Annotated in this window: 20 protein-coding genes; 8 read left to right on the forward strand and 12 right to left on the reverse strand. The window is 44.2% G+C overall.

The genetic code is table 11. The features are described from left to right. Positions 1 to 387 precede the first annotated feature (387 nt). Positions 388 to 1056, reverse strand: coding sequence for a hypothetical protein (locus tag JS40_RS00885; RefSeq protein ID WP_034257733.1), 669 nt, complete (start codon positions 1054 to 1056; stop codon positions 388 to 390). Between the two features lie 388 nt (positions 1057 to 1444). On the opposite strand from JS40_RS00885, the gene JS40_RS00890 reads away from it, so the two are divergent. Beyond that, positions 1445 to 1843, forward strand: coding sequence for a transposase (locus JS40_RS00890; RefSeq protein WP_034257734.1), 399 nt, complete (start codon positions 1445 to 1447; stop codon positions 1841 to 1843). Between the two features lie 8 nt (positions 1844 to 1851). Further along, complete coding sequence (locus JS40_RS00895; RefSeq protein WP_084677410.1) at positions 1852 to 2688, forward strand: IS3 family transposase; 837 nt, start codon at positions 1852 to 1854, stop codon at positions 2686 to 2688. A 406-nt stretch (positions 2689 to 3094) separates the two neighbouring features. On the opposite strand, the gene JS40_RS00905 is transcribed toward JS40_RS00895, so the two are convergent. From JS40_RS00905 to JS40_RS00930, 5 genes are all read right to left on the reverse strand, one after another. Continuing rightward, positions 3095 to 4276, reverse strand: coding sequence for a tyrosine-type recombinase/integrase (locus tag JS40_RS00905; RefSeq protein WP_051957449.1), 1182 nt, complete (start codon positions 4274 to 4276; stop codon positions 3095 to 3097). 1396 nt (positions 4277 to 5672) lie between these two features. Beyond that, positions 5673 to 8156 (reverse strand): DUF5686 and carboxypeptidase regulatory-like domain-containing protein, encoded by a 2484-nt coding sequence (locus tag JS40_RS00915; RefSeq protein ID WP_034261859.1) that lies wholly within the window; start codon positions 8154 to 8156, stop codon positions 5673 to 5675. Between the two features lie 324 nt (positions 8157 to 8480). Next, positions 8481 to 8771, reverse strand: a complete 291-nt coding sequence (locus JS40_RS00920; RefSeq protein WP_034257737.1) for a GIY-YIG nuclease family protein — start codon at positions 8769 to 8771, stop codon at positions 8481 to 8483. A 308-nt stretch (positions 8772 to 9079) separates the two neighbouring features. Further along, positions 9080 to 9547 (reverse strand): SsrA-binding protein SmpB, encoded by a 468-nt coding sequence (gene smpB, locus JS40_RS00925; protein ID WP_034257738.1) that lies wholly within the window; start codon positions 9545 to 9547, stop codon positions 9080 to 9082. Between the two features lie 63 nt (positions 9548 to 9610). Beyond that, a complete protein-coding gene (locus JS40_RS00930; RefSeq protein WP_034261862.1) occupies positions 9611 to 10147 on the reverse strand; it encodes a SixA phosphatase family protein in 537 nt (178 codons plus the stop codon). A 293-nt stretch (positions 10148 to 10440) separates the two neighbouring features. Here JS40_RS00930 and JS40_RS00935 point away from each other — a divergent pair, with 293 nt between their 5' ends. After that, a complete protein-coding gene (locus JS40_RS00935) occupies positions 10441 to 10626 on the forward strand; it encodes a CsbD family protein (protein ID WP_034257739.1) in 186 nt (61 codons plus the stop codon). A 49-nt stretch (positions 10627 to 10675) separates the two neighbouring features. Here JS40_RS00935 and JS40_RS15615 read toward each other — a convergent pair whose 3' ends face one another. Next, a complete protein-coding gene (locus JS40_RS15615) occupies positions 10676 to 10804 on the reverse strand; it encodes a hypothetical protein (protein WP_262482533.1) in 129 nt (42 codons plus the stop codon). 109 nt (positions 10805 to 10913) lie between these two features. After that, a complete protein-coding gene (locus tag JS40_RS00940) occupies positions 10914 to 12659 on the reverse strand; it encodes a redoxin domain-containing protein (protein WP_034257740.1) in 1746 nt (581 codons plus the stop codon). A gap of 109 nt (positions 12660 to 12768) precedes the next feature. On the opposite strand from JS40_RS00940, the gene JS40_RS00945 reads away from it, so the two are divergent. Continuing rightward, entirely contained in the window at positions 12769 to 14070 is a 1302-nt protein-coding gene (locus tag JS40_RS00945) for an Ig-like domain-containing protein (protein ID WP_034257741.1), read from the forward strand. Between the two features lie 156 nt (positions 14071 to 14226). Here the strand turns inward: JS40_RS00945 and clpB are convergent, their stop codons facing one another. After that, positions 14227 to 16836, reverse strand: coding sequence for an ATP-dependent chaperone ClpB (clpB, locus tag JS40_RS00950; protein WP_034257742.1), 2610 nt, complete (start codon positions 16834 to 16836; stop codon positions 14227 to 14229). A 177-nt stretch (positions 16837 to 17013) separates the two neighbouring features. Between clpB and ytxJ the strand changes: the two genes are divergently transcribed. Continuing rightward, a complete protein-coding gene (gene ytxJ, locus JS40_RS00955; protein ID WP_034257743.1) occupies positions 17014 to 17406 on the forward strand; it encodes a bacillithiol system redox-active protein YtxJ in 393 nt (130 codons plus the stop codon). A gap of 30 nt (positions 17407 to 17436) precedes the next feature. On the opposite strand, the gene JS40_RS00960 is transcribed toward ytxJ, so the two are convergent. Both JS40_RS00960 and fahA read right to left on the reverse strand, forming a co-directional pair. Further along, positions 17437 to 18621 carry a hypothetical protein gene (locus JS40_RS00960; protein WP_034257744.1) on the reverse strand — a complete coding sequence of 395 codons (1185 nt, stop codon included), beginning with the start codon at positions 18619 to 18621 and terminating at the stop codon, positions 17437 to 17439. Between the two features lie 49 nt (positions 18622 to 18670). Continuing rightward, positions 18671 to 19951: a fumarylacetoacetase gene (fahA, locus tag JS40_RS00965; protein ID WP_034257745.1), complete on the reverse strand. Its 1281-nt coding sequence runs from the start codon at positions 19949 to 19951 to the stop codon at positions 18671 to 18673. Positions 19952 to 20058: 107 nt separating this feature from the next. Here fahA and glyA point away from each other — a divergent pair, with 107 nt between their 5' ends. The 3 genes from glyA to JS40_RS00980 are packed head-to-tail and all read left to right on the forward strand — an operon-like array spanning position 20059 to position 22118. Continuing rightward, on the forward strand, positions 20059 to 21333 hold the full coding sequence (glyA, locus tag JS40_RS00970; protein WP_034257746.1) for a serine hydroxymethyltransferase: 1275 nt from the start codon (positions 20059 to 20061) through the stop codon (positions 21331 to 21333). A gap of 2 nt (positions 21334 to 21335) precedes the next feature. Further along, positions 21336 to 21875 (forward strand): GNAT family N-acetyltransferase, encoded by a 540-nt coding sequence (locus tag JS40_RS00975; RefSeq protein WP_034257747.1) that lies wholly within the window; start codon positions 21336 to 21338, stop codon positions 21873 to 21875. A 51-nt stretch (positions 21876 to 21926) separates the two neighbouring features. Then, a complete protein-coding gene (locus tag JS40_RS00980) occupies positions 21927 to 22118 on the forward strand; it encodes a cold-shock protein (protein WP_034257748.1) in 192 nt (63 codons plus the stop codon). A gap of 82 nt (positions 22119 to 22200) precedes the next feature. Here the strand turns inward: JS40_RS00980 and JS40_RS00985 are convergent, their stop codons facing one another. Next, on the reverse strand, positions 22201 to 23745 hold the full coding sequence (locus JS40_RS00985) for a hypothetical protein (protein ID WP_034257749.1): 1545 nt from the start codon (positions 23743 to 23745) through the stop codon (positions 22201 to 22203). Positions 23746 to 23823 lie beyond the last annotated feature (78 nt).

A 23823-nucleotide genomic window follows, 5' to 3' on the forward strand; every position in this document is an offset into this window, starting at 1 on the left:
CGGCATTGTGCCTAACGGTTTTGTATAACGTTCCGTTGCGGAACGTTTCGACTAAAATAGTTAAAAATTCCTGTATTTTCTCTTTGCAATGATTTTCCGAGTTGGAAAATCAGCAGCAATGGACGGTATACATTGTTACCTTAAGTGGCGAGCCGGAACTTCGGGCCGGAACCGACTTTAGCTGATCATCAGAAACCATTCCGAACATTCAGAGAGTTGGTCTAATCAGAAGTTATTCAGAGAACCTGCAAAACTGTCGGAATTGCCAAATTTCTTAGAAATTCAATCAGCTAATGAAATGTCGAAGCCATTTAACGGTAACGTCCCCGTATAAACGCCGTGCGAACCCTCCGACGCGCGCTAAACGTAGCGTTGTTTCTTTTTAAATTAAATTTTCTTCTCTTCCACCAAAGCCTTGTGAGCGTTGGCGTTTATGCGTTGTTGGGCAACGTTTACTTTTATCGGGTTTATTATTTCCTTTTCAATATTTCGTTTAGAGTCATTTATTTTCAAGTCAGCCCACCAAGCACGAATTCTTTTTTCGGTCTTATCGCCTGGCATTGGTAAATCCTGCTCCGCGAAATGCAAGAGAATCATTTCAAAGTTTAGAATTTCGTTATCTATTTTAAGTTCAATCCCGATTTTGTAATTATCTTCTTTGTATTTGTAGTAGGCCTCAGTCCAACCCTTGTAAAACGGTATTTTTAAAAAATGACTTAATATTTCTTGATTGTTGGGAGAAAAGTCAAGTTCGTATTGTTCTCCATATTCACTGTCAAATGAAACTTGCAGGAAATCAATAAAATGCTTTTTAGTCTTGTCGAATACTGCTTTTGCACTGCTTACTTCATAACCCCAAACATTGTTGTCAGTCAACCAATATTTGCCAATTTCAACTTTTCGAATTTTTCTCAAGTCGTCAACTAAATCGACTGAAAGATATGTTCCATTCAGGCGATAAAATTTGGATAGATAATAGTCAGTCTGCTTTGTCTCAATATGGTCAAAGTCAATGCCTGTTAATTCATTTTCTATGTATTCGAGCCAATTCTTCATTTTAATGTTGCCCAACGTGTTATATCTTTTACTTTATGCACGATAGCCCGGGAAACGCACAGGAAAATAGATAATAATAACTATCGATAGCCCAAAGGCACCCGGCCATACCATACAACCCATGCAAAATAGTAAATTATTCCATAAAACAACTACCCAAAACCACGATCCAACCAAAAACAGGAAAAATCCGGTCCGCAGTTGCAATAGCCAACACCCGGGAGTTAGGACGTAGTAGTGAAAAGTGAATAGTGAATAGTGAAGGGTGAATAGTGAAGGGTGAATAGTGAAGGGTGAATAGTGAAGGGTGAATAGTGAAGGGTGAATAGTGAAGGGTGAATAGTTGTACGTCCCTGATATAGGTTGACCACTTAAAACAGTGGTAACTATGAAAGCAAATGTGCGAGAGTTGCGCAAGCAGCGAAAATACTCTGAAGAGTTCAAAAGAAAAATAGTGGCAGATTTCGAGAGCGGCAGGTTTAGCGTTTTGCAGCTAGAGAAGCTCCACGGGGTAAGAGGTCAGATAATCTACCGTTGGATCTATAAATTCTCTACCTTTAACCAACAGGGAACCAGAATTGTAGAGATGAAGGACAGCAGCAACAAAAAAATGAAAGAATTAGAGGCTCGAGTAAAAGAGTTGGAGCGTGCCGTTGGCCGTAAGCAAATCAAGATTGATTATTTGGAGAAGATGATGGAGATCGCCAAAGAAGAATTGGACATCGATATCAAAAAAAACTTCGGCACCCCACAGTCAACTGGTTCAAAGAAAACAAACAAAAAGTAAGTTTTTCTATGAACAATCTCTATAAAGAAGCAGGGCTGAGTAAACAAGCAGTTGCGCAGTATCAAGTAAGGCAAATGGCCTTTGATACTAAAGTCAATCAGTTGATCCTTGAAGCTGATGATCTTAGAGAAGATCACCCGGGTTGTGGGGTGGAGAAAATGTACTATACCCTTAACCCTGACTTTATAGGACGGGATCGGTTTATAGAGCTAATGATGGAACTGGGGTATCGATTGAAGCGGAAAAACAATTATAAAAGAACAACAATCGCTTCAAAGATCTATTACCCCAACCTGATAAAAGGAATGGAGGTTGACCGTCCATCGATGGTGTGGCAGTCTGATATTACCTACATTCCAATTGGAAACAGACATTATTATGGAGTGTTTATAATAGATGTCTATACAAAGAAGATTGTGGGATATAAAATCTCTGATAATATGAGAGCCAAAGCAAACGTGGAAGCATTAAAGATGGCACTTAAGGATAATTCCCCACCTTTGATTCACCACAGCGACAGAGGAAGTCAATATACCTATAAAGAGTACGTAGCGCTTCTAAAAGGGCATGGCAGTAAAATAAGTATGGCACTCTCGGCGCAAGACAATGCTTATGCAGAACGCATCAACAGAACCATAAAGGAGGAATACCTGGATTATTGGAAGCCAAAGGATATTGTTCAATTAAAAAGAATGGTGGCAAAAGCGGTACAGAACTATAACAGTAAAAGATTGCATAACAACAACGACAGAATGAGTCCTGAGAAGTTCATAACTCAGTTTTCTTTCTTGAGGCCTCAAGAAAGAAAACTGATGACTATATTTAACAATGAATTAATTAACTAAAAACGGTCAACATTAATTAGGGAAGTTCAGTTTGCTTAGCATCAAACCAGGAATCTGAAAATATCCTTCAAGGTGTAATATACTTACCTACAATGTTTCTCATAATGACATCCTTTTCGTCAAGAATACCCGAGGCCAAGCTCCGAGATCCAGGAGTTGCTGCAAGCAACGACGCGGAGTTGGCGAGGGGGTTTTCAGCTTGCTGAAAAATTCCTACGAAAGGGATAAAAGGTACTTTTCTTTGCAACTTTCTTTTGGACCAGCAAAAGAAAGTTGAATAACAAATAAAAATTATAATGACTGTTTCGTTTCTTTTTGGAGGAGCAAAAAAAGAAAATAGACAAAAGAAAATTTCATTTACACCAACACCCCACGGCAATGAGAAAAAAGAACAAAGAAAAAAAACCTAAATCCCATCACTAAGTCGTGGCGCCCCGGGCCCTCCTTCCCGAGCAGCAAGCGCACGAAGCGCAGCGTCCAGCGGACTCTGAATGGCCTGTAGGTCACGAGTGGCAACATGCGTATAGATCATCGTCGTTTCCGGACGGCTATGCCCCAGCAACACCTGTATGTATCTAAGATCGGTCCCGTTTTCTAGCAAATGCGTCGCATAACTGTGCCGAAGCGTATGCGGACTCACACGTTTTACAATACCGGCCAGCTTACAGCTTTGTTTCAGCACCACACGAATCGTCCCCGCACTGTATTTCCCGCCATTGGGGTTTTCAACAAAATAGCGCTTAGGCTGATAACTGTAATAATAATTCCGAAACAAAGGTATAAAACTCTCCGCCAGAATTACCACGCGGTCCACACGGCCTTTAGCATTCTTAATATGCAGTTGTTTCCGCTCCAGATCAAAACAGTTCAACTCCAGTGAAATAAGTTCACCAATACGCAAACCCGAAGAATACAACAACGCCAGTACGGCCCGGTGCTTTAAATTCTTCGTCACACGTAAGATCTCAAGAACCTCCTCTTTGCTCAGCACCGTAGGAAGCTTCCGGTCCTTGCGCGGACGCTCGATAGATTCGGGGTCGATCGCACAAACCGGGTAGAAATACGCAAACTGCTTCAGTCCGCCTACCAATTGCCGGTGCGTACTTATAGAATAATCCAGTGTTTCCACCGCCCATTCAATATACAGCCTAACATCGTTCTCGGTAAGCGATTCCGGAGGAGTCCCCGCCGTAAATTGAAGGAATTCCTTAACAAAACCCCCGTATACCTTAATGGTGTTTTTGCTGTAACGCTTTCCCTTCAAATAGTTCACAAAAGTTTCAAACAAGGCCGTTCGTTCCGGCGGTAGCGCAAGGAGTCTTTTTTCTGAAGAGGCATTTCTAAGGAGCTCTTTTTCCGAAACACTTCGGAAAGCCTTTATGTCTGCCGTATATCCTTCCTTCTGAAGGTAAGAAACAAGCCGTTCCAACACCGAAGCCGAGTAGGTCACATAAAAACACCGATGCGTTTTACTGTACGTCACCCCCTCAAATCGCTGCACATAGCCCTTCAAAGCAGCCTCAAACGGAAATCGTATCGCAATACGCGCCGTACCTCGATGCCTTATAGGTTCCAAAACAAGGGTCATAGAAAATGGTTTACACACAAACAAAAAGTGTAAACTGGGGAGTAGGATCCCCTAAAAATAATACTTTTTTCGCAAATATGAAGAGTGAATAGCTAGGACTTAGGACTTAGGACTTAGGATTTAGGAATTAGTTGTTAGTAGTCAACATTAATTAGGGAAGTTCAAATTAGTTGTTAGTATTGAATAAATTCGAAATACCAAAAACGTCCATCCGCTTCCACGCTTCCTTTCTACAACACACCATAGGCTGCTGCCTCTTAGAAAGCGTTTCTGCCTCAGATAGTATCTTTAACCAAAATGTTTCTATTTACCACCTCCTTTTCATCAGCATAGAACGCAAAAAGCTCGGAGATTCAGTGAGCATAGCGAACGCCGAGTTTTTGCGTTGGTTTGGAATGCGTGAGCATTTCAAAATGCCTAGGAAAAGGAGAAAAGGTCTTTTTCTTTGCAACTTTCTTTTGGACCAGCAAAAGAAAGTTGATTCAATCTCATAAATGGAAAAAAGAAAAGAAGAATAATACTTCTCTATACAATGCGCCTTCAGCGCATCACTCGAAGTGACACATGTTAGTAGTGATTAGTGAATGGTGATTGGTGAATGGTGAGTGGTGATTGGTGAATGGTGAGTGATGAATGGTGAGTGATGAAGAGTGAATGGAATGGTTTTTTCTGTACTTCGGATTAAACAGCTAGCTTTAATTTTTATTGCTAAGTAAAAAATATTTATCTAGTTTGAATATTACGATACGAAGGACAACCCTTTTACGCCAGAATATGCACACAAAACTTCGAGATCCAGGAGGCCACCGCCGGTGGCTGACGCGGAGTTTTGGGGGCGGTTCCCGGCATCAAAGGCCGGGAAATTCCTCGTAAAAGGTCTCCTTTTTTTCGTTCTTTTCCTGCATCCGACGATCCGCCGTAGGCGGTAAGTGGAATGCACAAGCAAAAAAAGAAAATAAAAAAAAGAAAATTTCATTTACACCAACATACCGTGGAATGGGAAAAAAAAGAATAGAAAAAAAAATTTCAAAATTGTAGGAAAAAGACCGTTTTGACCGAAAATGACCGTTTTGTCCGGTTTTGACCGAAAATGACCAATTTGTCCGATTTTGACCGAAAATGACCGGTTTTGACCCCAAATTTCACCCTTTATCAGCCTCACGATAACCCCACTTTAACCCCACTTTAACCCCACTTTATCCCCACTTTATCCCCACTTTATCCCCACTTTATCCCCACTATACCCCACGAATCCATTTTCAATATAATTTTATAACGTATAATCCTACATTACTGTTAAACAAACTCCTACAACCTTCAGAAGAAAACAGGGCGTATTTTACATGCAATATGCGTTGTTTTAAAAGGCATAACAACGAATGCTTACGCAGCATACTTAATCAAAAAGACCCAGAAACTTCAGTCCGAAGATAAACGCACCGTCACTGCCGCCGTCGTAGTAAGAACGCACATAGTCCAGACGTAACAGCCGGTATTTTCCAAAACCCAGGTTGTCGATCCCCAGCGATACTTCGGTGTAGGGCTTGGTATCGGCGATGCTCAGCAGATGTGCGCCGGCCACCAAATTGAAGTTCAGGGCATTGATACCGGGTATTTTTCCAAGGATCCACCCCCTGAAATCATGCTCCACATGCCCTTCGAAGTAGCTGTCGTTAGTGCTCATACGGTAGTAGGGCAACAAATTGAACACATTGGTATAGTTCCCGCGCGTACCCACACGGGTCTGGTTGCCGTTAAAATGCTGGTAATCCACAAAAGAGATATCCTCGCCCTTAAAAAAGGTCCCGCCTTTAAGCCGGTAACTAAATTCACCTTTATTACCCAGTGTCACAGCCTGATAGAGCTGTGCGCTTAACTGACTGTAATTATAGCCTGCTTCCGAAGCGGCCATGGCATTCTCGAACGTAACAGACAAGGCCGGATATTTCTCGTTCCCCAGATTGAACTTCCCGTCGGGATAGGTCATGTATTTTTGTCCAAAGGTAATATTGGCAGTGATCGTACTCTTAAAAAGTTCGTGCGTCACGATCGCTGCGTCTTCCGTATTTAATGGTTCTAGCGGATTGTTGGAGGTGTACATCACGTCATCGTTCGGGATCGTGACATAATCGGTTTGGTTGAATAGCGCACTGCGTTGTTCGTACCCAAAGCGGGTGGCAATACGCAAGCCGTTAAAAAGCTCTTGACGATACCCCAGCTGTGCAAAGGTGCGCTCGTAGACCTTCATATAATTACGCTCAAAAAAGAGCGTCGCTACCGTATTCACCAGTGGCGATATAGGTTCCGAAGCATTGAACTGCCGCACCTCACTTCCGCCGTACACCGAAAGGTTCAAACGGTTGGTCCTGTTGAAATTTCTAACGATCCCACCCGTCACCCGCACCCGGTCGTCCGCTAATCCATAGGTGACATTACTAAAGACCGAAAGTCGGTTGCTGCCGTTCTCGTCGTAATTCTGAAAGTACCCCAGTTGTACGCTACTATTCCAGCCCTGTACGGTGTTGAAATGTACCTTCGGAAAAGGCCCTTCGTAGGAGATGTTCCAGCGTCTGAAGCTGTTCTTATAGGTATAACCCGTAATGGGGTCCAAAAGGCTGAAGCGGTTGCTCTTACGGTCTATGGAATCGAGGTACACCTGCGATTTCCGAAGCGTTTGTATGCTGTCCTTCTTGATGTAGTCGTTCAGTTCCTCGTCAGTAAGCGGCACCGGACGCGTACCGCGCCAGAACAAGCTGTCCTTTTTATTGGCTTCCGCTTCAAACCGAAGTACTTCATTGGTAAAGGCGTTCTTCTCAAAGTCGGGCGTAAAGTCGTAGTTGCTGTACACGGCAATAAAACGTCCGTCCCCGTTGAACCCGAAGAATCCAAAACCAAAATCAATGGTTTGCGAACGCTTCACCCAAAAGTTCTTGGCAGTATCAAACTGAAAGTTCTGCTTAAAGACCAGTGTCGAGATAAACGGAACCTGTATCGCCTGTCCGGTAGTGGTAAGCTCCACGCCGTACAACTGCCAGTCGTCTTCCACAATATAAATAATACCACTCCAAACACGGTCGTTAGGGCGCTTGGGAGTGACGCGTATCTTGTTGATGAGCTTGGTGCCCTCATAGAAGATCCCATCCAGGGTGTAATTGTAATAACTGAAGGCATTGGCAGCAATAGGGGAGACGATGGCTGCGTTCAGGTCGATGGTGTTCCGGTAAAAGGAGAAATTGGCGTCTTGCGCACTGTTAAAACTGAAACCGTTGTCGTTACCACTCACTTTGCTGGCAATAATACGCTCCTTAAAATCGTCCGGAGAGCGGTATGCGATCTCACTAAGGGTCTCGCTAAGGTAGATGATCCCCGTGCGTGTGGAGTCCAGCTGACCGTCAAAATCGCCCACTTCCTGTCCAAAGATCTTCTCCGGAATGCTGTCTACCCGCCAGATACCCCGGGAGTAGAAATCGGCAGTATAGGCAGCGATCTTATCCAGATTTGCTTTCCTGCGCGCTATGGTCTCTCTAAGAATACGATTCGCGGGGTCTTCTCCCTTGCTTATCACCACTTCGTTAAGGCTCGTCGTTTCTTCCTGCAGGACCACATTAAGGACACTCGTGCTGCCGGCGGTGACCACTACGTCCTCACTGTGTGTGGTATACCCCAGGAACTGGAACCGGATCCGGTAGGTACCTTCACCCACCTCCAGTTTGTAATTCCCGTCATCATTGGTGGTGGTCCCTTTATAGCTATCCTCCGGATAGATGTTCACAAAAGGCAGCGGTGCACCATGTACATCGGTGACCTTTCCAACGATCTGCGCCTGTATACTACTAATGCAAAGGAAAAGGAAAAGTACCGGAAATAGGAGTCGGTTCATAGAAGCGGTCTCTCGTTTATCCAACGAAGATATTTATAAAAAGCGTGTCTCCCAATGTCAAGTTTAAAAATCCTTACAGTAAATCCAATTAGCATCGCCGTTTTTATCTCTATTGTTTGATAAGAGATAAATATAATATAAAAGGCTTGTATGGTATTGTCAGTTCGAGTGATTCTTTAGTACGGTAGTAGTAAAGGTTAGTATCTTTGTGTCAGTTCGAGTGATTCTTTAGTACGGTAGTACTAAAGAATAGTATCGAGAACCAAACACATCTCCTCCCACAAAACACCAGAATACAAAGAATTAGAAGAAGTGTCAAAAAGACTACTTGAATTTTTTCTTAGATAAATTCGGCAGTGATTCAAACCTTCCATCTATAAGTGCCTCTTTTTTTGCTCGAGACCATTTCTTAATTTGCTTTTCGGTCGCTATGGCGATCGAAACTTCTGTAAAAGTACAATGAAAGACAAGGGATACCGGCCGTCTACTATAGGTGTAGGAGTCGGGATGTTTCCCGGAAATATGTTCACTAAGCCGTTTCGATAAATTGGAACTTATCCCTGTATAATAAGTATTATCAGCACATTCTAATATGTAAACATAGTAGATTTTCATAGTACATGCTACTTAAAAGTGGATTCACCATGTCAGTTCGAGTGATCCATTTGGAGGCTAGTCCAAAAGGATTGTATCCACTTGTCAGTTCGAGTGATCCATTTGGAGGCTAGTCCAAAAGGACTGTATCCTCTTGTCAGTTCGAGTGATCCATTTGGAGGCTAGTCCAAAAGGATTGTATCCTCTTGTCAGTTCGAGTGATCCATTTGGAGGCTAGTCCAAAAGGATTGTATCCTCTTGTCAGTTCGAGTGATCCATTTGGAGGCTAGTCCAAAAGGATTGTATCGAGAACACCGGCACCACAACCATCACGTATTGAATGCTTTCTTGATACGGCGCAAGTCACGCTGGGTGTCGCGTTCTTTCATGGTTTCCCGCTTGTCGTATTGCTTCTTTCCACGCGCCAAAGCGATCTGTAGTTTGGCCAGTCCGCGATCGTTGGTGAACAATAGCAGCGGAATGATCGTATTCCCCGAATTGCGCACCTCTTTTTCCAGTTTCTTAAGCTCATTGCGGTTAAGCAACAGCTTTCGTGCCTTCTTCGGGTCGTGATTGAAATGGGAAGCATGCGAATATTCCTGAACGGTCATGTTGATCACAAAAAGCTCATTGCGATCATTGAATTCACAAAAACTCTCGGCAATGGATGCCTTTCCTTCTCGTATCGCTTTGATCTCGGTACCGCCCAGAACGATCCCGGCCGTATACGTATCGAGGATCTCGTATTCGAATTTTGCCTTTCGGTTCTTGATCTTTACGTTCTTCTGAAGTGCCATAGCCCGCAAAAATAGTAATAATTATTCGTCAATACGAGGGATTTCATCCAAACTCACAGGGGTTCATTCCACCGTAAGCACCGTCGCTTTCTTTTGGTCGCCTGTCACCGTCACCATATACACACTGGCATTGTCGGTATCGTCCATGTCGGTAAATTCGTTGGTTCCCAGGATCGCATTCACAAATTGCGGCGTGGTATTGCTATGTCCTACAATAAGCACCGTCTTCCCTTGGGTGGTACGTTGGAAGTCTTCATCATACAAGGTCGATGGATCGTAGGTTTGTATAGGGATATTGTGGTCGCTGGCCACATCCATGGCTGTTTGCTGCGTCCTCTTATACGAAGTGGAATAGATCTGGTCAAGAGGCACCTTACTGAAGAACGTACGCCATTTCTTGGCCCGTTCCCGTCCTGCTTCCGTGAGTTCCGGATCGCTGTTGGCCGGATCACTGCGGTCCTTTTCGGCATGCCGTATAAGATAGTAGGTGGTGAGTGCCGGAACTTCGGTCGTGGGCAGCAATTCTTTCTTTTCTTCCGAAGAAAGACAAGCCGATAAAGAGCTTACTGCCAGCAGTATAAGGATGAGGTATGTACGCATGATGCTTTTTTTGACGAAGAAAGATACAAAACTTAAAACCAAGAGATGCAGTTTCTCGTATATAGAAATAGAACGCATCTATGTTAAATGTGAGGTTTACATATAGATAAGAAGTTATGCTATGAAGAAGAGATCCCGTTTCCTGCCCCGAAGCGGGATTATTGTTTGTAACATAATTTAAGAGACTTTTGTAAAACTATAACAGTTCCGCCGGCCTATTTAAGACTTCCTTATTACAGAAAGGAGCCTATGCATGGTATCTTTATCCTTATTAACTTAAAAACAACATAGCTATGAACTCAGAGCAATTAAAAGGAAACTGGAATCAAATTAAAGGTAAAGCCAAACAGCAATACGGTATTGCCGTAGACGATGACAGTACGTATTCAGAAGGTAAATTCGACGAACTGGTTGGAAGAATTCAGGAAAAGACCGGAAAAGCGAAAGAAGACATTAAAAAAGAGGTTTCCAGCTGGTAACCAAATGTGATGTTATAACGAACCAAACCCGCTCTATGAGCGGGTTTTTTTATAGGTTGCTTACTATAGTGGTTACCGAATAGGTAACTGTGATCAAGGTGATAACGGCAATATATACGCCAAGAATATAATTGGGTCTTGCAGTTTTTTTGTTCGAAGGGTTCTCTAAAGTGTTCATATGGTTGTTTTTTTTTGATTGTTATACTAAGTAGACGAGGAAGGAGGGGTTTTTGTTACAGGAGTGGTGAAAATATTTTTTTCTGAAACGACCCTCAAAGACTTAAAGGTCAGTCTTCTATGGTATAATTAAAGAACCCTATTAGCATCTCGTCCGTACTCTGCAAACCAAAACCGATCTCCTGAGAAGGATCTGGATTAAAGGGATTCTGAAAGCTGTTGTCGTAGATGCCTTCTACCCAAACCTTGGATCCTTTGGGCACAAAGAACGGGGTTTCCAGACGATACATGCGTTGCCAGTTGAAGTTATAATCGGAAATGGAAATAACGGTCTCCTTCCTTCCGTCGGGGAAGGTTACGCCAAAGCGTATGCTCTTTCCCCTGTAATGCATGTGGGGCGCAATATAATGGATATTGATATCACGATGAATGGAATCTTCCACACGCAAGGGTACCTTCTGTGCATACGGCGGAATGGTAAAATTGTTCTTGGAAGGGGACAGCGCATAGAATTCTTTCCCGGGGGGCGTCTCGTGATAATATAAGCCAATACGCGTCTTATCTTCTTCTGTCTTTCCGGTGGTGGTATAATGGATCTGAAGGGTGAGCTCGGTCTGTTCGGGAAGCAGTACACCGGTACCTTCAGGAAAGAAAGTGGCCTGCGCTCCCTGACTGCTTATCGCTATGTAATTATCGGTCCACGGCCGTTGTTTTCGGTGGGTAATTAGACTTTCTTTGTTGCGTTCGGTATTGGTGACGACCACATGATGTACCACCTGATTATTTCCCGGTTGGATCTCGATCCCCCGAAGCCATTTGGCAGTGTCGTTGTTTAAGGGTATGCTTTGGTATCTGTAATCTAGTACACCGGTCGCGGGAAGTAACTCGGTCTTCAATTCGATCACGGCATCGGGAATACCGCGCTTCCATTCTTTGGTGATCGGCGAAAGTTCCTGCAAGGGATCGTCTCCTTCGCCGTAGGCAAGACCGTTGTCGATCCAGGCTACGATCTTCCGAGCGTTGGAGTCGGAAAGGGCCAGCGAGTTCTCAAAGGTGCCAATATGAGGGTCCGCTTTCCAGGGGGGCATACGCTTGCTAAGCAACACCTGTTTCATCATCTGGGACCATCCTTGTATGGTCCGGTAATCGGTCATCTGCCAGGGGGCGATCCCGCCGTCAATATGGCACACGGCACATCGTTCTTTTAAAATGGGAGCAATGTCTTTTGTATAGGTAAGCTGTGTTTCATCGTGAAGGGTCGACAAACGGGTGACGGTACACCCACGGGTCATTGCTTCTTTCTGCGTTGGTTTCTTCCCCTTTAGGATGCGGTCCAGTGCTTGTTTCAAGAAGTCGTTGGAGGCAGTCTGCTTCTGAACTTCGTAGTCCAGCCGGTCGTTAATGGGGCCCCGGTACAGGATCTCCCGGGTAGTGGGATGCAGTACGATCGCTTCGGCGGTTAGGGTGATATCCAATGCATCTGCTATGAGTTGTGCGGGATCTTTCAGTACAGGTACTTCAAAATTGAATTGCAATGCTTCCTTCTGAATTTCTGAACGGTCGTCCTGCGGATTGCTGTTCAGCATAAAGAATACAAACCCTTTTTGAGAATACTCCGAAGCGACCTCATGGAAATCTGTAAGTGCGTTCCTAACAATGGGGCAGCCGTTTCCCTGCACCCAAAGAACGATCGCTTTGTGATCGTTGTAATAGGAGAACCTGTGAAGATCACCGGAAACATCGTACAAGGCGTAATCATTTACACGACTGTCTGCCACGGGTTCGGGCACATCCTTGCATCCTGTCCAGCACAGGCAGAAGACAATAATGCAGATACATTTTGCAATGTAGGTCATAGTTGCGAAAGTAAGCAAACTCGAGAAAAATGACTCCTATTTTCAAGAAAGACATCTCTAATTACAAACAATTTTTTATCTTACTTCCAAATTACTAATCAAATCAATTATGAAAAAAAAATACATGAATCTTCAGTTTGATAGGATGTCTGCGGTACTTACAGCGGCTTTGCTAAGCAGCGCATTCTTATTCGCACAAGAGCGTCAAGGTTGTGTGGATCCCGTAATTACAGCCACCGATGGCCCCGGTACTGTTTGTGAAGGAGAGACGGCAACGCTTACAGCGACACATAATGGCGACAGCGTGAACTGGTACGATGCGGCCACGGGAGGGAACCTGGTGGGTTCCGGATCACCTTTTGTAACACCCGCATTGAGTTCTAACACTTCTTTTTGGGCAGAATCCATCAATAACGGAGGTGGCGGGACGCCACAGACCGGAGGGGCACGCGTAGCACCTACAAATACGACTTCATCGGCAGTAGTTGCCGTCACGAGTCCGTGGGGCTTGGCTTTTAACGCTACACAGGATTTTACCATCAACTCGGTAGATGTTTATTTGGCATCTTCTACCCCGGGGGATGTCGTAATGCAGCTCAAGGACAGCGGACTGAATGTCTTAGAAACAGCGACCATAGCAGCGCCCGCAGGAAATTCTTCTACACCGGTACAGTTCACATTGAACCTTGATTTCTATGTGCCCATGGGGACAGACTTTAACCTGGTGGCAGAGAGCAGCCCCGTAATGGTACGCGAATTTTCCAGCGGTCATCCCGGCTTCCCGTATCCTATCGGAACCGTGGGTACGGTCACCGGTGGAACTATAAACGACAATGATGCCAATGCAACGGTGTACTATTTCTTTTACAACTGGACCATCACCCCCGGACTTGTATGTGCCTCCGATCGTGTGGAAGAAGCTGTAATGGTAACGCCTGCACCCGCTGCACCCTCCGGAGATAGTACACAAACATTCTTTGCAGGTGAGACGCTGGCAGATCTTGACGTAACCGGACAGAACTTGACATGGTATTCAGATGCGGCCGGAATGACAATGATCCCCGATACCACCCCATTGGTAGACGGCACTACATATTATGTGAGTCAGACGGTAGACGGATGTGAAGGAGATCTCCTTGCGATCACGGTGGAATTACTGTTAGGCGTGGACGATGCCGCTTTCGAGGGAATTCGTTACTATCCTAACCCGGTGACAGACATACTTACCATCGATCACTCACAAAAGATCGATACGGTCACGCTTTTCAACACTTTGGGACAAACGATCGTTTCAAAGGTGTACGACAGTCCTTCGGTATACCTGGACCTTTCCGGTATAGCTGCAGGATCTTATTTCATGAGAATTACAACACAGGAAGGCGCCAAGACCTTTTCAGTAATAAAAAAGTAAAATAACCTATTCATAAAAAACCGGGAGGCAACTTCCGGTTTTTTTATGGAGTAGGTTGAGGTGTTGTCATTTTTCAGAAAAAAGAGACCACCTGCGATTGCTCAACAGGTGGCTCTTGACTAACCAACCAAATTATGAATGCGTTTTTAAGGAACGCTAACCATTATTGTTCACCAGATCACTCTGATTTCTGAAGACCAGCTCGTTGTTGAAGCTGTCCAGAAGAATGATACTGTCTGTAGTCACTTTTCCTGAAAGGATCTCTTTGGATAATGCATTCAAGACCTCTTTCTGAATAACCCTTTTTACGGGACGGGCACCATATTGAGGATCGAAGCCCCGTTGTGCCAGGTACTGGATCGCCTCCTCGGTCGCATCCAAGGTAATGTTCTGTTTTGCCAGCATTCTGGAAACTCCTTTTAGTTGAAGTCCCACGATCTTGTGAATATCCTCTTTGGTAAGCGGCGTGAACATCACGATATCGTCGATCCTGTTCAAAAATTCCGGACGGACCGTTTGTTTTAGCAGCCCCAGCACTTCTACTTTGGCAGCTTCCATGGCTGTATCCGGATCTTTTACAGTGTCGAACTTCTCCTGAATGATGGTGCTTCCCATGTTGCTCGTCATTACGATGATGGTATTCTTGAAGTCGGCTACACGACCTTTATTGTCGGTGAGCCTGCCTTCATCCAACACCTGTAACAGGATATTGAAGGTATCGGGATGTGCTTTCTCGATCTCGTCCAGCAATACTACAGAATACGGTTTTCTACGTACCGCTTCCGTAAGCTGTCCTCCTTCATCATATCCCACATATCCCGGAGGTGCTCCTACCAATCGGCTTACACTGTGGCGTTCTTGGTATTCACTCATATCGATGCGTGTCATGGCATTCTCATCATCGAACAGATATTCTGCCAATGCTTTGGCCAATTCAGTCTTACCCACGCCTGTGGTTCCCAAGAATAAGAACGATCCAATGGGACGCTTCGCATCTTGTAAACCTGCACGGCTTCGGCGAATGGCATCGCTCACAGCGACAATGGCTTCATCTTGACCTACCACTCGTTTGTGTAAATGGTCTTCCAGCTTTAATAGTTTTTCACGATCACTTTGAAGCATCTTGGTCACCGGTATTCCGGTCCATTTTGCAACCACTTCAGCAATATCCTCATGGGTCACTTCCTCTTTAATAAGAGAGCTGCCCTCTTGATTCTCGGCAAGCTGCGTCTCGAGTTTGCTCAGCTCCTCCTGAGCTTCCTTGATCTTACCATAGCGCAATTCGGCTACTTTTCCGAAGTCTCCTTCACGTTCTGCTTTCTCGGCTTCCAGTTTGTATTCCTCGATGCTTGTTTTTACTTTCTGAACGTTATCTACAACTTCTTTTTCGCTTTTCCATTTTGCATTCAACTCGTTGCGTTCTTCCTTCAGATTGGCGAGATCTGCCTGAAGCGATTTCAGTTTCGCGGCATCCTTCTCCCGTTTTATAGCCTCCAGTTCTATCTCCAGTTGCATGATCTTTCGGTCCAGTACATCCAATTCTTCAGGTTTACTGTTGATCTCCATGCGCATTTTAGAAGCGGCTTCGTCCATAAGATCAATAGCCTTATCCGGAAGAAAGCGATTCGTGATATAGCGCTGCGATAGCTCGACGGCTGCAATGATCGCATCATCCTTGATACGAACCTTATGATGGGTTTCATATTTCTCTTTGATCCCGCGCAGTATAGAAATAGCGCTTTCGGTATCGGGTTCATCGACCATCACCTTCTGGAAACGACGTTCCAGGGCTTTATCTTTCTCAAAGTACTTTTGATATTCGTCCAGGGTCGTAGCCCCGATCGCTCTAAGTTCTCCTCGTGCCAATGCGGGTTTTAAGATATTTGCCGCGTCCATAGCGCCTTGTCCGCCACCGGCACCTACCAGCGTATGGATCTCATCGATAAAAAGCACAATGTCTCCATCACTGGAAGTAACTTCTTTTATAACCGCCTTTAAGCGCTCCTCGAATTCGCCTTTGTATTTCGCTCCGGCAATAAGGGCTCCCATGTCTAAGGAATAAACTTCCTTGCTCTTAAGGTTTTCGGGCACATCGCCGTCTACAATACGGTGTGCGAGACCTTCGGCAATGGCTGTTTTACCGGTACCTGGTTCTCCCACGAGCATGGGGTTGTTCTTTGTGCGTCTGGAGAGAATTTGCAGGATACGCCGAATCTCCTCATCGCGCCCAATAACAGGATCCAGTTTTCCGTCACGGGCCAACTGATTTAGATTCTTTGCGTACTTGTTTAATGAATTGTAGGTGTCCTCAGCACTTTGTGAGGTGACCGAATCGCCTTTGCGCAATTCGGAAATAGCTGCTTTCATTCCTTTGTTGGTCACACCTTGGTCCTTTAAAGACTGGGCAATGGAACTGTTGGAATCCAGTATTGCTAACAATAAATGTTCGATGGAAACATATTCATCGTTCATTTTTTTCGCTATAATACCGGCCTCATTCACGGTCTTTGATGCTTCTCTGGATAACATGATATCACCTCCCGATACCTTCGGAAAGCTTTGAAGCTGCTTGTCCAGGATCTGCTGGATCATCCCTATGTTCACATTCAGCTTCTTCAGAATGAAGGGTGTAACATTCTCATCCACCTCGAAGACCGCCTTTAAAATGTGCTCATTCTCGATCTGTTGATGTCCGAAGCTTTGCGCCAGCACTTGTGCTTGCTGTATCGCTTCCTGACTTTTTATAGTAAAGTTGTTAAAATTCATGTTTTCAATGTTTTCTGCAAGGGTTATTTCAAAAGATACGCCACAAATAATTTACGACAAAATGACCGATTTAGAGCCTGTTTAGCACGACAATTTGACAACGGGAGCTGTGTTTTTTTATGAATTCCTTCAGAAAAATGGAACGCGGAATGTGTACCTTTATATAAAATTTGAAGCATGGGATTATTTGGTAGATTTAAGTCACAACGAGATATCGTAAAGGAAGAGATCGTAGAAGTGCCTTGGAAGCGACTCACCGATATGGAACAGTTGGATGCGATTGAAGCAGCCTCCAGAGAAAAGCCTGTGGTTATCTTCAAGCACTCCACACGTTGCGGAATAAGCGCTATGGTATTACGCCAGTTTGAAAGTGCCTATGACCTTCCCGAAGATAGCATGCAACTCTATTTTTTGGATCTTTTACAGCATCGTGATATTTCCAATGAAGTAGCATCCAGATTTGGAGTCACACATCAAAGTCCGCAGGTACTGGTCATTAAGAACGGAGCCGTAGTTCATCACGATTCCCATCACAGCATTAGCGCAGCTCACTTGAAAAAATACACCTAAAAAAAAGTCCCGCACATTGCGGGACTTTTTTTATCGTATGGAATTATTCTTTAGGATCTCCCGAAGGCGAAGTTTTATGTCTTCACCGGCATCGAGTACCATTTGCGAATTGTTGGGAAACGGTACAAAGCGATTATTGATCAAGTTCCAATCTTCATCTTCCAATGCTCTTTTATCACCTTGGTAGGTCGCAAAAATGTTTTCAAAAATAAATTCACTCGACAATGGGAAGTCGTTGAGATCACGTCTTGCAATAAGATCGCGATACACCACATTCCCGGCTACCAAAACCGATTTGGATTGTTCGGTGATAAAAAGTCTGGCCGTAACGTTCTTAAACTTATCGATCTTAATAGGATTCCCCAGACTGTCTTTAACAACATTTCCATTTCGATCTAAACGATACTCCCATCCGTCCTTTATGCGTTTCTTTCTAAGGACCTCTCTTTCATAGATACGTTCGGGAGCGATGGCGATATCCCGTAAATTGAGAACGATTCCCAGATTGTATTGAATGTTCTGCTGACGCTCATTGTGATATTCGGTCCAGAAATCGTCCAATCCATAAGTATTGAAATCTAGAAGTTCCCGTTCCAGTTGATGAGGGATGATCTGTCCGCTTCGGTTGTTCAATGAAACAAAAACGAAATCCGTTCCGTAGAAATGTGCGTCTTCCTTGAGGCGTTTCACATCCTTATAATTGGGTTGTAGTTCGTCTATCTCACAGTAGATATGATACGCAGTCCGGTAATCGGCTATCTGCTGCCGATCCATGTAGGCGTCAGCTTCTGTATAGAGATACGCAATATACGCTTGCTTTGCAGCGATGAGTTGAGTTGAATAATCGACCAACTTAAAATTAGCATTTCTGCCAAGGGCATCGCTGTACAAGGGTAGTAAAGGGCGTAAGAGATTCTGACGGTATTCAAGATCTCTGTACAAATGGTAGATCTCCCTAGATGCGGCAGGATTGTTCTCTTTTTTCAGAAAAGTGATTCGGCGTGTATCGTCTTCAACGGCTTTGGAGAAAGCCTCTTCAAGCAACACGATGTGTGCGTCGTTCTTATCAGAATCTCTGTTCTTTTGGAGTTTCTTTACAGCGAGTTCGATCGCCTGGTCGTAATTTCCCTGTGCGACGAATTTCTGATTGCGTTTTACACTATTACAACTCGCAAACAATAGCGCCAGGCAACATAAAGTAATAGTTGATCTCATAACAAAAAGTATTGGTTATGATGCATAGAATACAATTGTGGTGCCAAATTTAAAAAGGCAGTGCCGGTAGGACCTTCCCGCTGCATTCTCCAAAACCAATGCGCACTTTTTCATTTTGACAAAATCCTCTTAAAATAACGGTGTCGTTATCATTAATGAATTTTCTTTGCGTACCGTCTTTGAGTGTGATAGGGTTTTTACCGCGCCAAGTAAGTTCTAACATAGAACCATACGATTCTTTGGTAGGTCCCGAAATAGTTCCGCTCCCCATCATATCGCCGCTTCTAACGTTACAGCCGTTGACTGTGTGGTGCGTAAGTTGCTGGGCCATGGACCAGTACATATATTTGAAGTTGGAAGCAGCTACTACGGTCTCCTCACCGCCTTCAGGTTGGATGGAGGCCTCAAGCTTGATATCAAAATTCTTTTTCTTTCCTTGTTTTAAATAGGGTAGTGGCTCCGGATTTTGAGCAGGTCCTTCAACGCGGAACGATTCCAGTGCATCCAAGGTTACGATCCAGGGGGAAATAGTAGAAGCAAAGCTCTTTCCTAAGAACGGCCCCAGTGGCACATACTCCCACGCCTGAATATCACGTGCACTCCAGTCGTTGAAAAGCACCAATCCGAAGATATAATTTTCGGCATCGTTAATGGACACCCTTTTTCCCAGATCATTACTGTCTGTCGTGATAAAGGCCATTTCCAGTTCAAAATCTAAAAGTTTGGTGGGTCCAAAACCCGGGATAGCATAATCGCCTGGTTTGGTTTGTCCAACCGGTCGTCGAATAGGAGTTCCGGAAGGTATAATGGAAGAACTTCTGCCGTGGTAGCCAATGGGTATATGTAACCAGTTGGGTAAAAGGGCATTTTCCGGATCGCGGAAGAGCGACCCTACATTAAAGGCATGCTCCTTGCTCGCGTAGAAGTCGGTGTAATCCCCAACATCCACCGGCAATTGCATCTCGATCTCGTCCATGGTGAACAAGACCTTGTTACAATGTTCTTTATTGTCGCGCAGGCTATTGTTTCCTTCTAAGAAAATATCCGAGATACGGTTACGTACCAACCGCCAGGTTTTTCTGCCATCGGCAATGAAGTCGTTTAGGCTGTCCTGTAAAAAAATATCATCGGTAAGATCGATCCCTTTAAAATAACCCAGTTGATGCAAAGCTCCCAGATCGATGGCATAATCTCCAATGCGTGTTCCGATAGTGATGATATCGTCACGTGTTAAAAACACCCCAAACGGAATATTTTGAATGGGGAAGTCGGTATCTGCAGGCGTATCCAGCCACGTTTTTCTTTTAGGGTCGTTGGCAGTTAAAGGCATAGCGGTTTTTTTGTTGTTTGTAAAATGTTAATCAAATATATAATTTCTTCAGAACTAACGGCAAGCTTTTACTATTTTTGATTTTTATTAACTTTTTCAGAAAAAATATGCAACGCGACGAACAGATTTTTGAACTTATAGAGGCAGAGAAGCAACGGCAACTTAATGGTTTGGAGCTCATTGCTTCCGAAAATTTTGTAAGTGATCAAGTATTGGAAGCTGCCGGCTCTGTACTTACCAACAAATATGCAGAGGGCTATCCGGGGAAACGCTACTATGGTGGTTGTGAAGTGGTGGACGAGGTAGAGCAGATCGCAATAGATCGCGCGAAAACCCTCTTTGGAGCCGAATATGCCAACGTGCAGCCACATTCCGGCTCGCAAGCGAACACGGCTGTCTTTGCGGCGTGTTTGCAACCCGGAGATACCTTTTTAGGTTTCGATTTGTCGCATGGAGGGCATCTTACACATGGATCGCCCGTTAACTTTTCCGGTCGTTTGTACAATCCTGTATTTTATGGCGTTGAAGAAGCAACAGGCATGCTTAATTACGATACTATTGAAGCCATTGCAATAAAAGAGAAACCTAAAATGATCATTGCAGGGGCATCTGCGTATTCGCGTGAGATCGATTATAAACGCTTTCGTGAGATCGCCGATAAAGTGGGAGCTATTTTACTGGCAGATATCGCTCATCCCGCCGGCCTGATCGCTAAAGGGATCATTGCAGATCCAATTCCCCATTGTCATGTGGTGACAACCACCACGCATAAGACCCTTAGAGGACCCAGAGGCGGAATGATCTTAATGGGGAAAGATTTTGACAACCCCTTCGGGATCACCTTAAAGAATGGTAGCTTACGAAAGATGTCCTCTCTTTTAGACAGTGGGATCTTTCCCGGGAACCAAGGAGGACCCTTGGAACATATTATTGCGGCCAAAGCCATTGCGTTTGGCGAGGCGCTTACAGATGAATTTCTTCATTATATGGTACAAGTAAAGAAAAATGCCGCCGTTATGGCCGAAGCGTTTATCGATAAGGGCTACCATGTCATCTCCGGAGGTACGGACAATCACATGATGTTGATCGATCTTCGCAATAAAAACATTAGCGGGAAGCAAGCAGAAGAAGCCCTGGGAAAAGCCGATATTACCGTGAATAAGAATATGGTCCCGTTTGACGATAAGTCGCCCTTTGTAACCAGTGGGATACGTGTAGGAACAGCGGCTGTGACCACGCGCGGTCTGGTCGAGACCGATATGCAACAGATCGTGGAGCTTATGGACGATGTGATCATGAATCATGAAGACGAAGGGATGCTGGAAGCAATTTCAGAACAAGTACACGATATGATGGCAGGATTGCCGTTGTTTAAGGCTTAACAATGGAAGTGTTTTCTACGCAGCAGGTATCCTTGCGTGAATTCACAAAACAGGATGCGCCGTTCTTATACGCCTTGATGAACAGCGAAGGATGGCTAGAGTATATTGGAAACAGGAGTATCAATTCAAACCAAGATGCCGAAGCATATTTGAACACCCACTATCTCGGGAGTTACAAAAAACACGGATTCGGAGCGTATGTTGTTATGCTGAAAGAGAGCGAGATTCCAATTGGCAGCTGCGGTCTCTATAAGCGAGAGAATCTGGCACATCCGGACCTGGGATTTGCTTTCCTGCCTCAATACTTCGGAAAAGGATATGCCTTTGAAGCTTCACAAGCGGTTGTTAAGCATGCTTCCGAAACTTTAGGACTCCTAAAACTTTATGCGATCACAAAACATGAGAACCAAAGGTCCATTCACTTGCTTGAAAAATTATCCTTCAGAAATACAGGAGAGACCAAACTAAAAGAAGACGGTGAGGATCTGCTCCTTTTTACCAGAGATTTGCAGCCTTCAGAAAATATAATTACAAAAAAATAGTGTGGAGAAAGAAATAAGTATACCTTTGCCGCTTAATTTAATACTATTATAATGCAAACAGGCACAGTAAAATTCTTCAACGATTCCAAAGGATTTGGTTTTATCACTGAAGATGACACAAACAAAGAACATTTTGTACACATTTCAGGTTTGATCGATGAGATCCGTGAAGACGACAGAGTGGAATTTGAACTTAAAGAAGGTAAAAAAGGATTAAACGCAGTAAACGTAAGAGTACTATAATATAATTTTCTTTCACTTTTGAAACACAAAACCCATCGTAAAAGCGATGGGTTTTTTTATGTCTTGTAAGGTCTCACATTAGTTAATTTCCTTCATCGGGAAACACAATGCTTTCATAGGCTCCGGCATCTGAAGGATTCGCCCGCACAGTACCGTTGAGGTCTACAGGAACCGGAGGCGATGTAGGGGTGATACCCAGATTCTCTGCACCCGACACATCCTTTTCGATGTTGAAGTTGTTCATTTCGGTATTCTGAAAGGCCGGGTCCAGGTTAAGCGCTATATTGGTATAAAGGAGATCGTTCTCAAACTGATAGTTAGGATCGTCACTGAAATCTCCGTTAGGATCCTCAAAACGTATCAAGCTATTAGTGAAATTAAAATTGAATTGCGCGCTTGAGCTCGATGGTACGAGACCAAGTTCTCGCTGTTCATTCCCGTATACAATGCAATTGTTGAAGGTGGCGGTGAGGTCCATGCCGGTTGTTTCATCTATAATATTGTCTAAAGTAACCGCAGGAAAGGAGCGAAAGCTTCCGGTCCAGTAATTTGCAAAGGTACAATGGTTGAAGGTGTACGTGCCGCCAATGGAACAGGCCAATGCAGATTGCCCTGCATTATTGATCACCATATTCTCTCCGTAGACGTTTCCTGTACGTGCCAGCAGCCCTACGTTGGCCGAATTGTAGATCTGTACATTCTTTAAAGTAAGGGTCTCATCACCATCGTTAGAATCCATAAGAATGCCTACTACACTGTTCTTGATAGTTGTATAACTGAACTCGTTGTTGGTACTTCCTGCTGTTAACCAGATGGTAAACCATTGTCCGGGGATATCCGAAAAATCCGGTTCCAACCGATCTCCCTCAAAGATGATCTCGTTCTCCAGAAGCTCCGGATCGGAACTGGGAAGACCATTTGCCTTGATAGAACCGGTATTCGCAACCAATATACCGCTGTCAGCATGAAAATGAACGCGTGCTCCGGGTTGTACATTTAAGGTCTTTCCGGGGCCTACCGCTGCGAATCCATAGATCACGTAAGGTTTTTCATTGGTAAAGGTGAGTTCGGTGTCATCGAGAAAGAAGCCTTCTATTAAAATATCATTTCCATCACCGTCTTGTCCTAAATTTAGTGTTTCAAACATTCCATTGCCAAGATCCTCAGGGAAGAGGAAAACAGCATCCTGCACTAAGGTCACCAGTTCTACTTCCTGCTGGTTCGCACCGCTGTCAAAAAGGATCTGGTCGGTATACAGGAAACGACTCTCATCTGCTGGAAAATCATTGATGTCGGCTGTAGTTTCTATAAAAATAAAGATGCTGTCTTTGGCCATTATTTGAACGTTCTCAAAAATTTTGCCGGGGACCCCATCTACATTGAGGCGGTAATAGGAAGACTCTCCGGTACCCAATCGTACCGAGGGGATGTTGATGTCTTCATCGCTTCGGTTATAGACCTTTAGATTATACGTGCTGGAACCAATATTGGTAAAGACAGTATCGAGGTACACCGTGTCCTTTGAGAACTCCAAATTTCCGGTACTGGGCACACTTTCAAAATCATTTCGGCAAGAACTCCAAAAAATCAGACACCCCAAAAGTGCCAATCCGTATACATACTTCATCTAGAATAATTTTCAGTAAAAATATAACTTTTTATGGAGCTAATTATTGTAGCCCGCAAAAGTTATCGGGTTTCGGTT

Origin of the sequence: Altibacter lentus, assembly GCF_000746845.1 — a bacterium.
In the GTDB taxonomy this organism is placed as follows: domain Bacteria; phylum Bacteroidota; class Bacteroidia; order Flavobacteriales; family Flavobacteriaceae; genus Altibacter; species Altibacter lentus.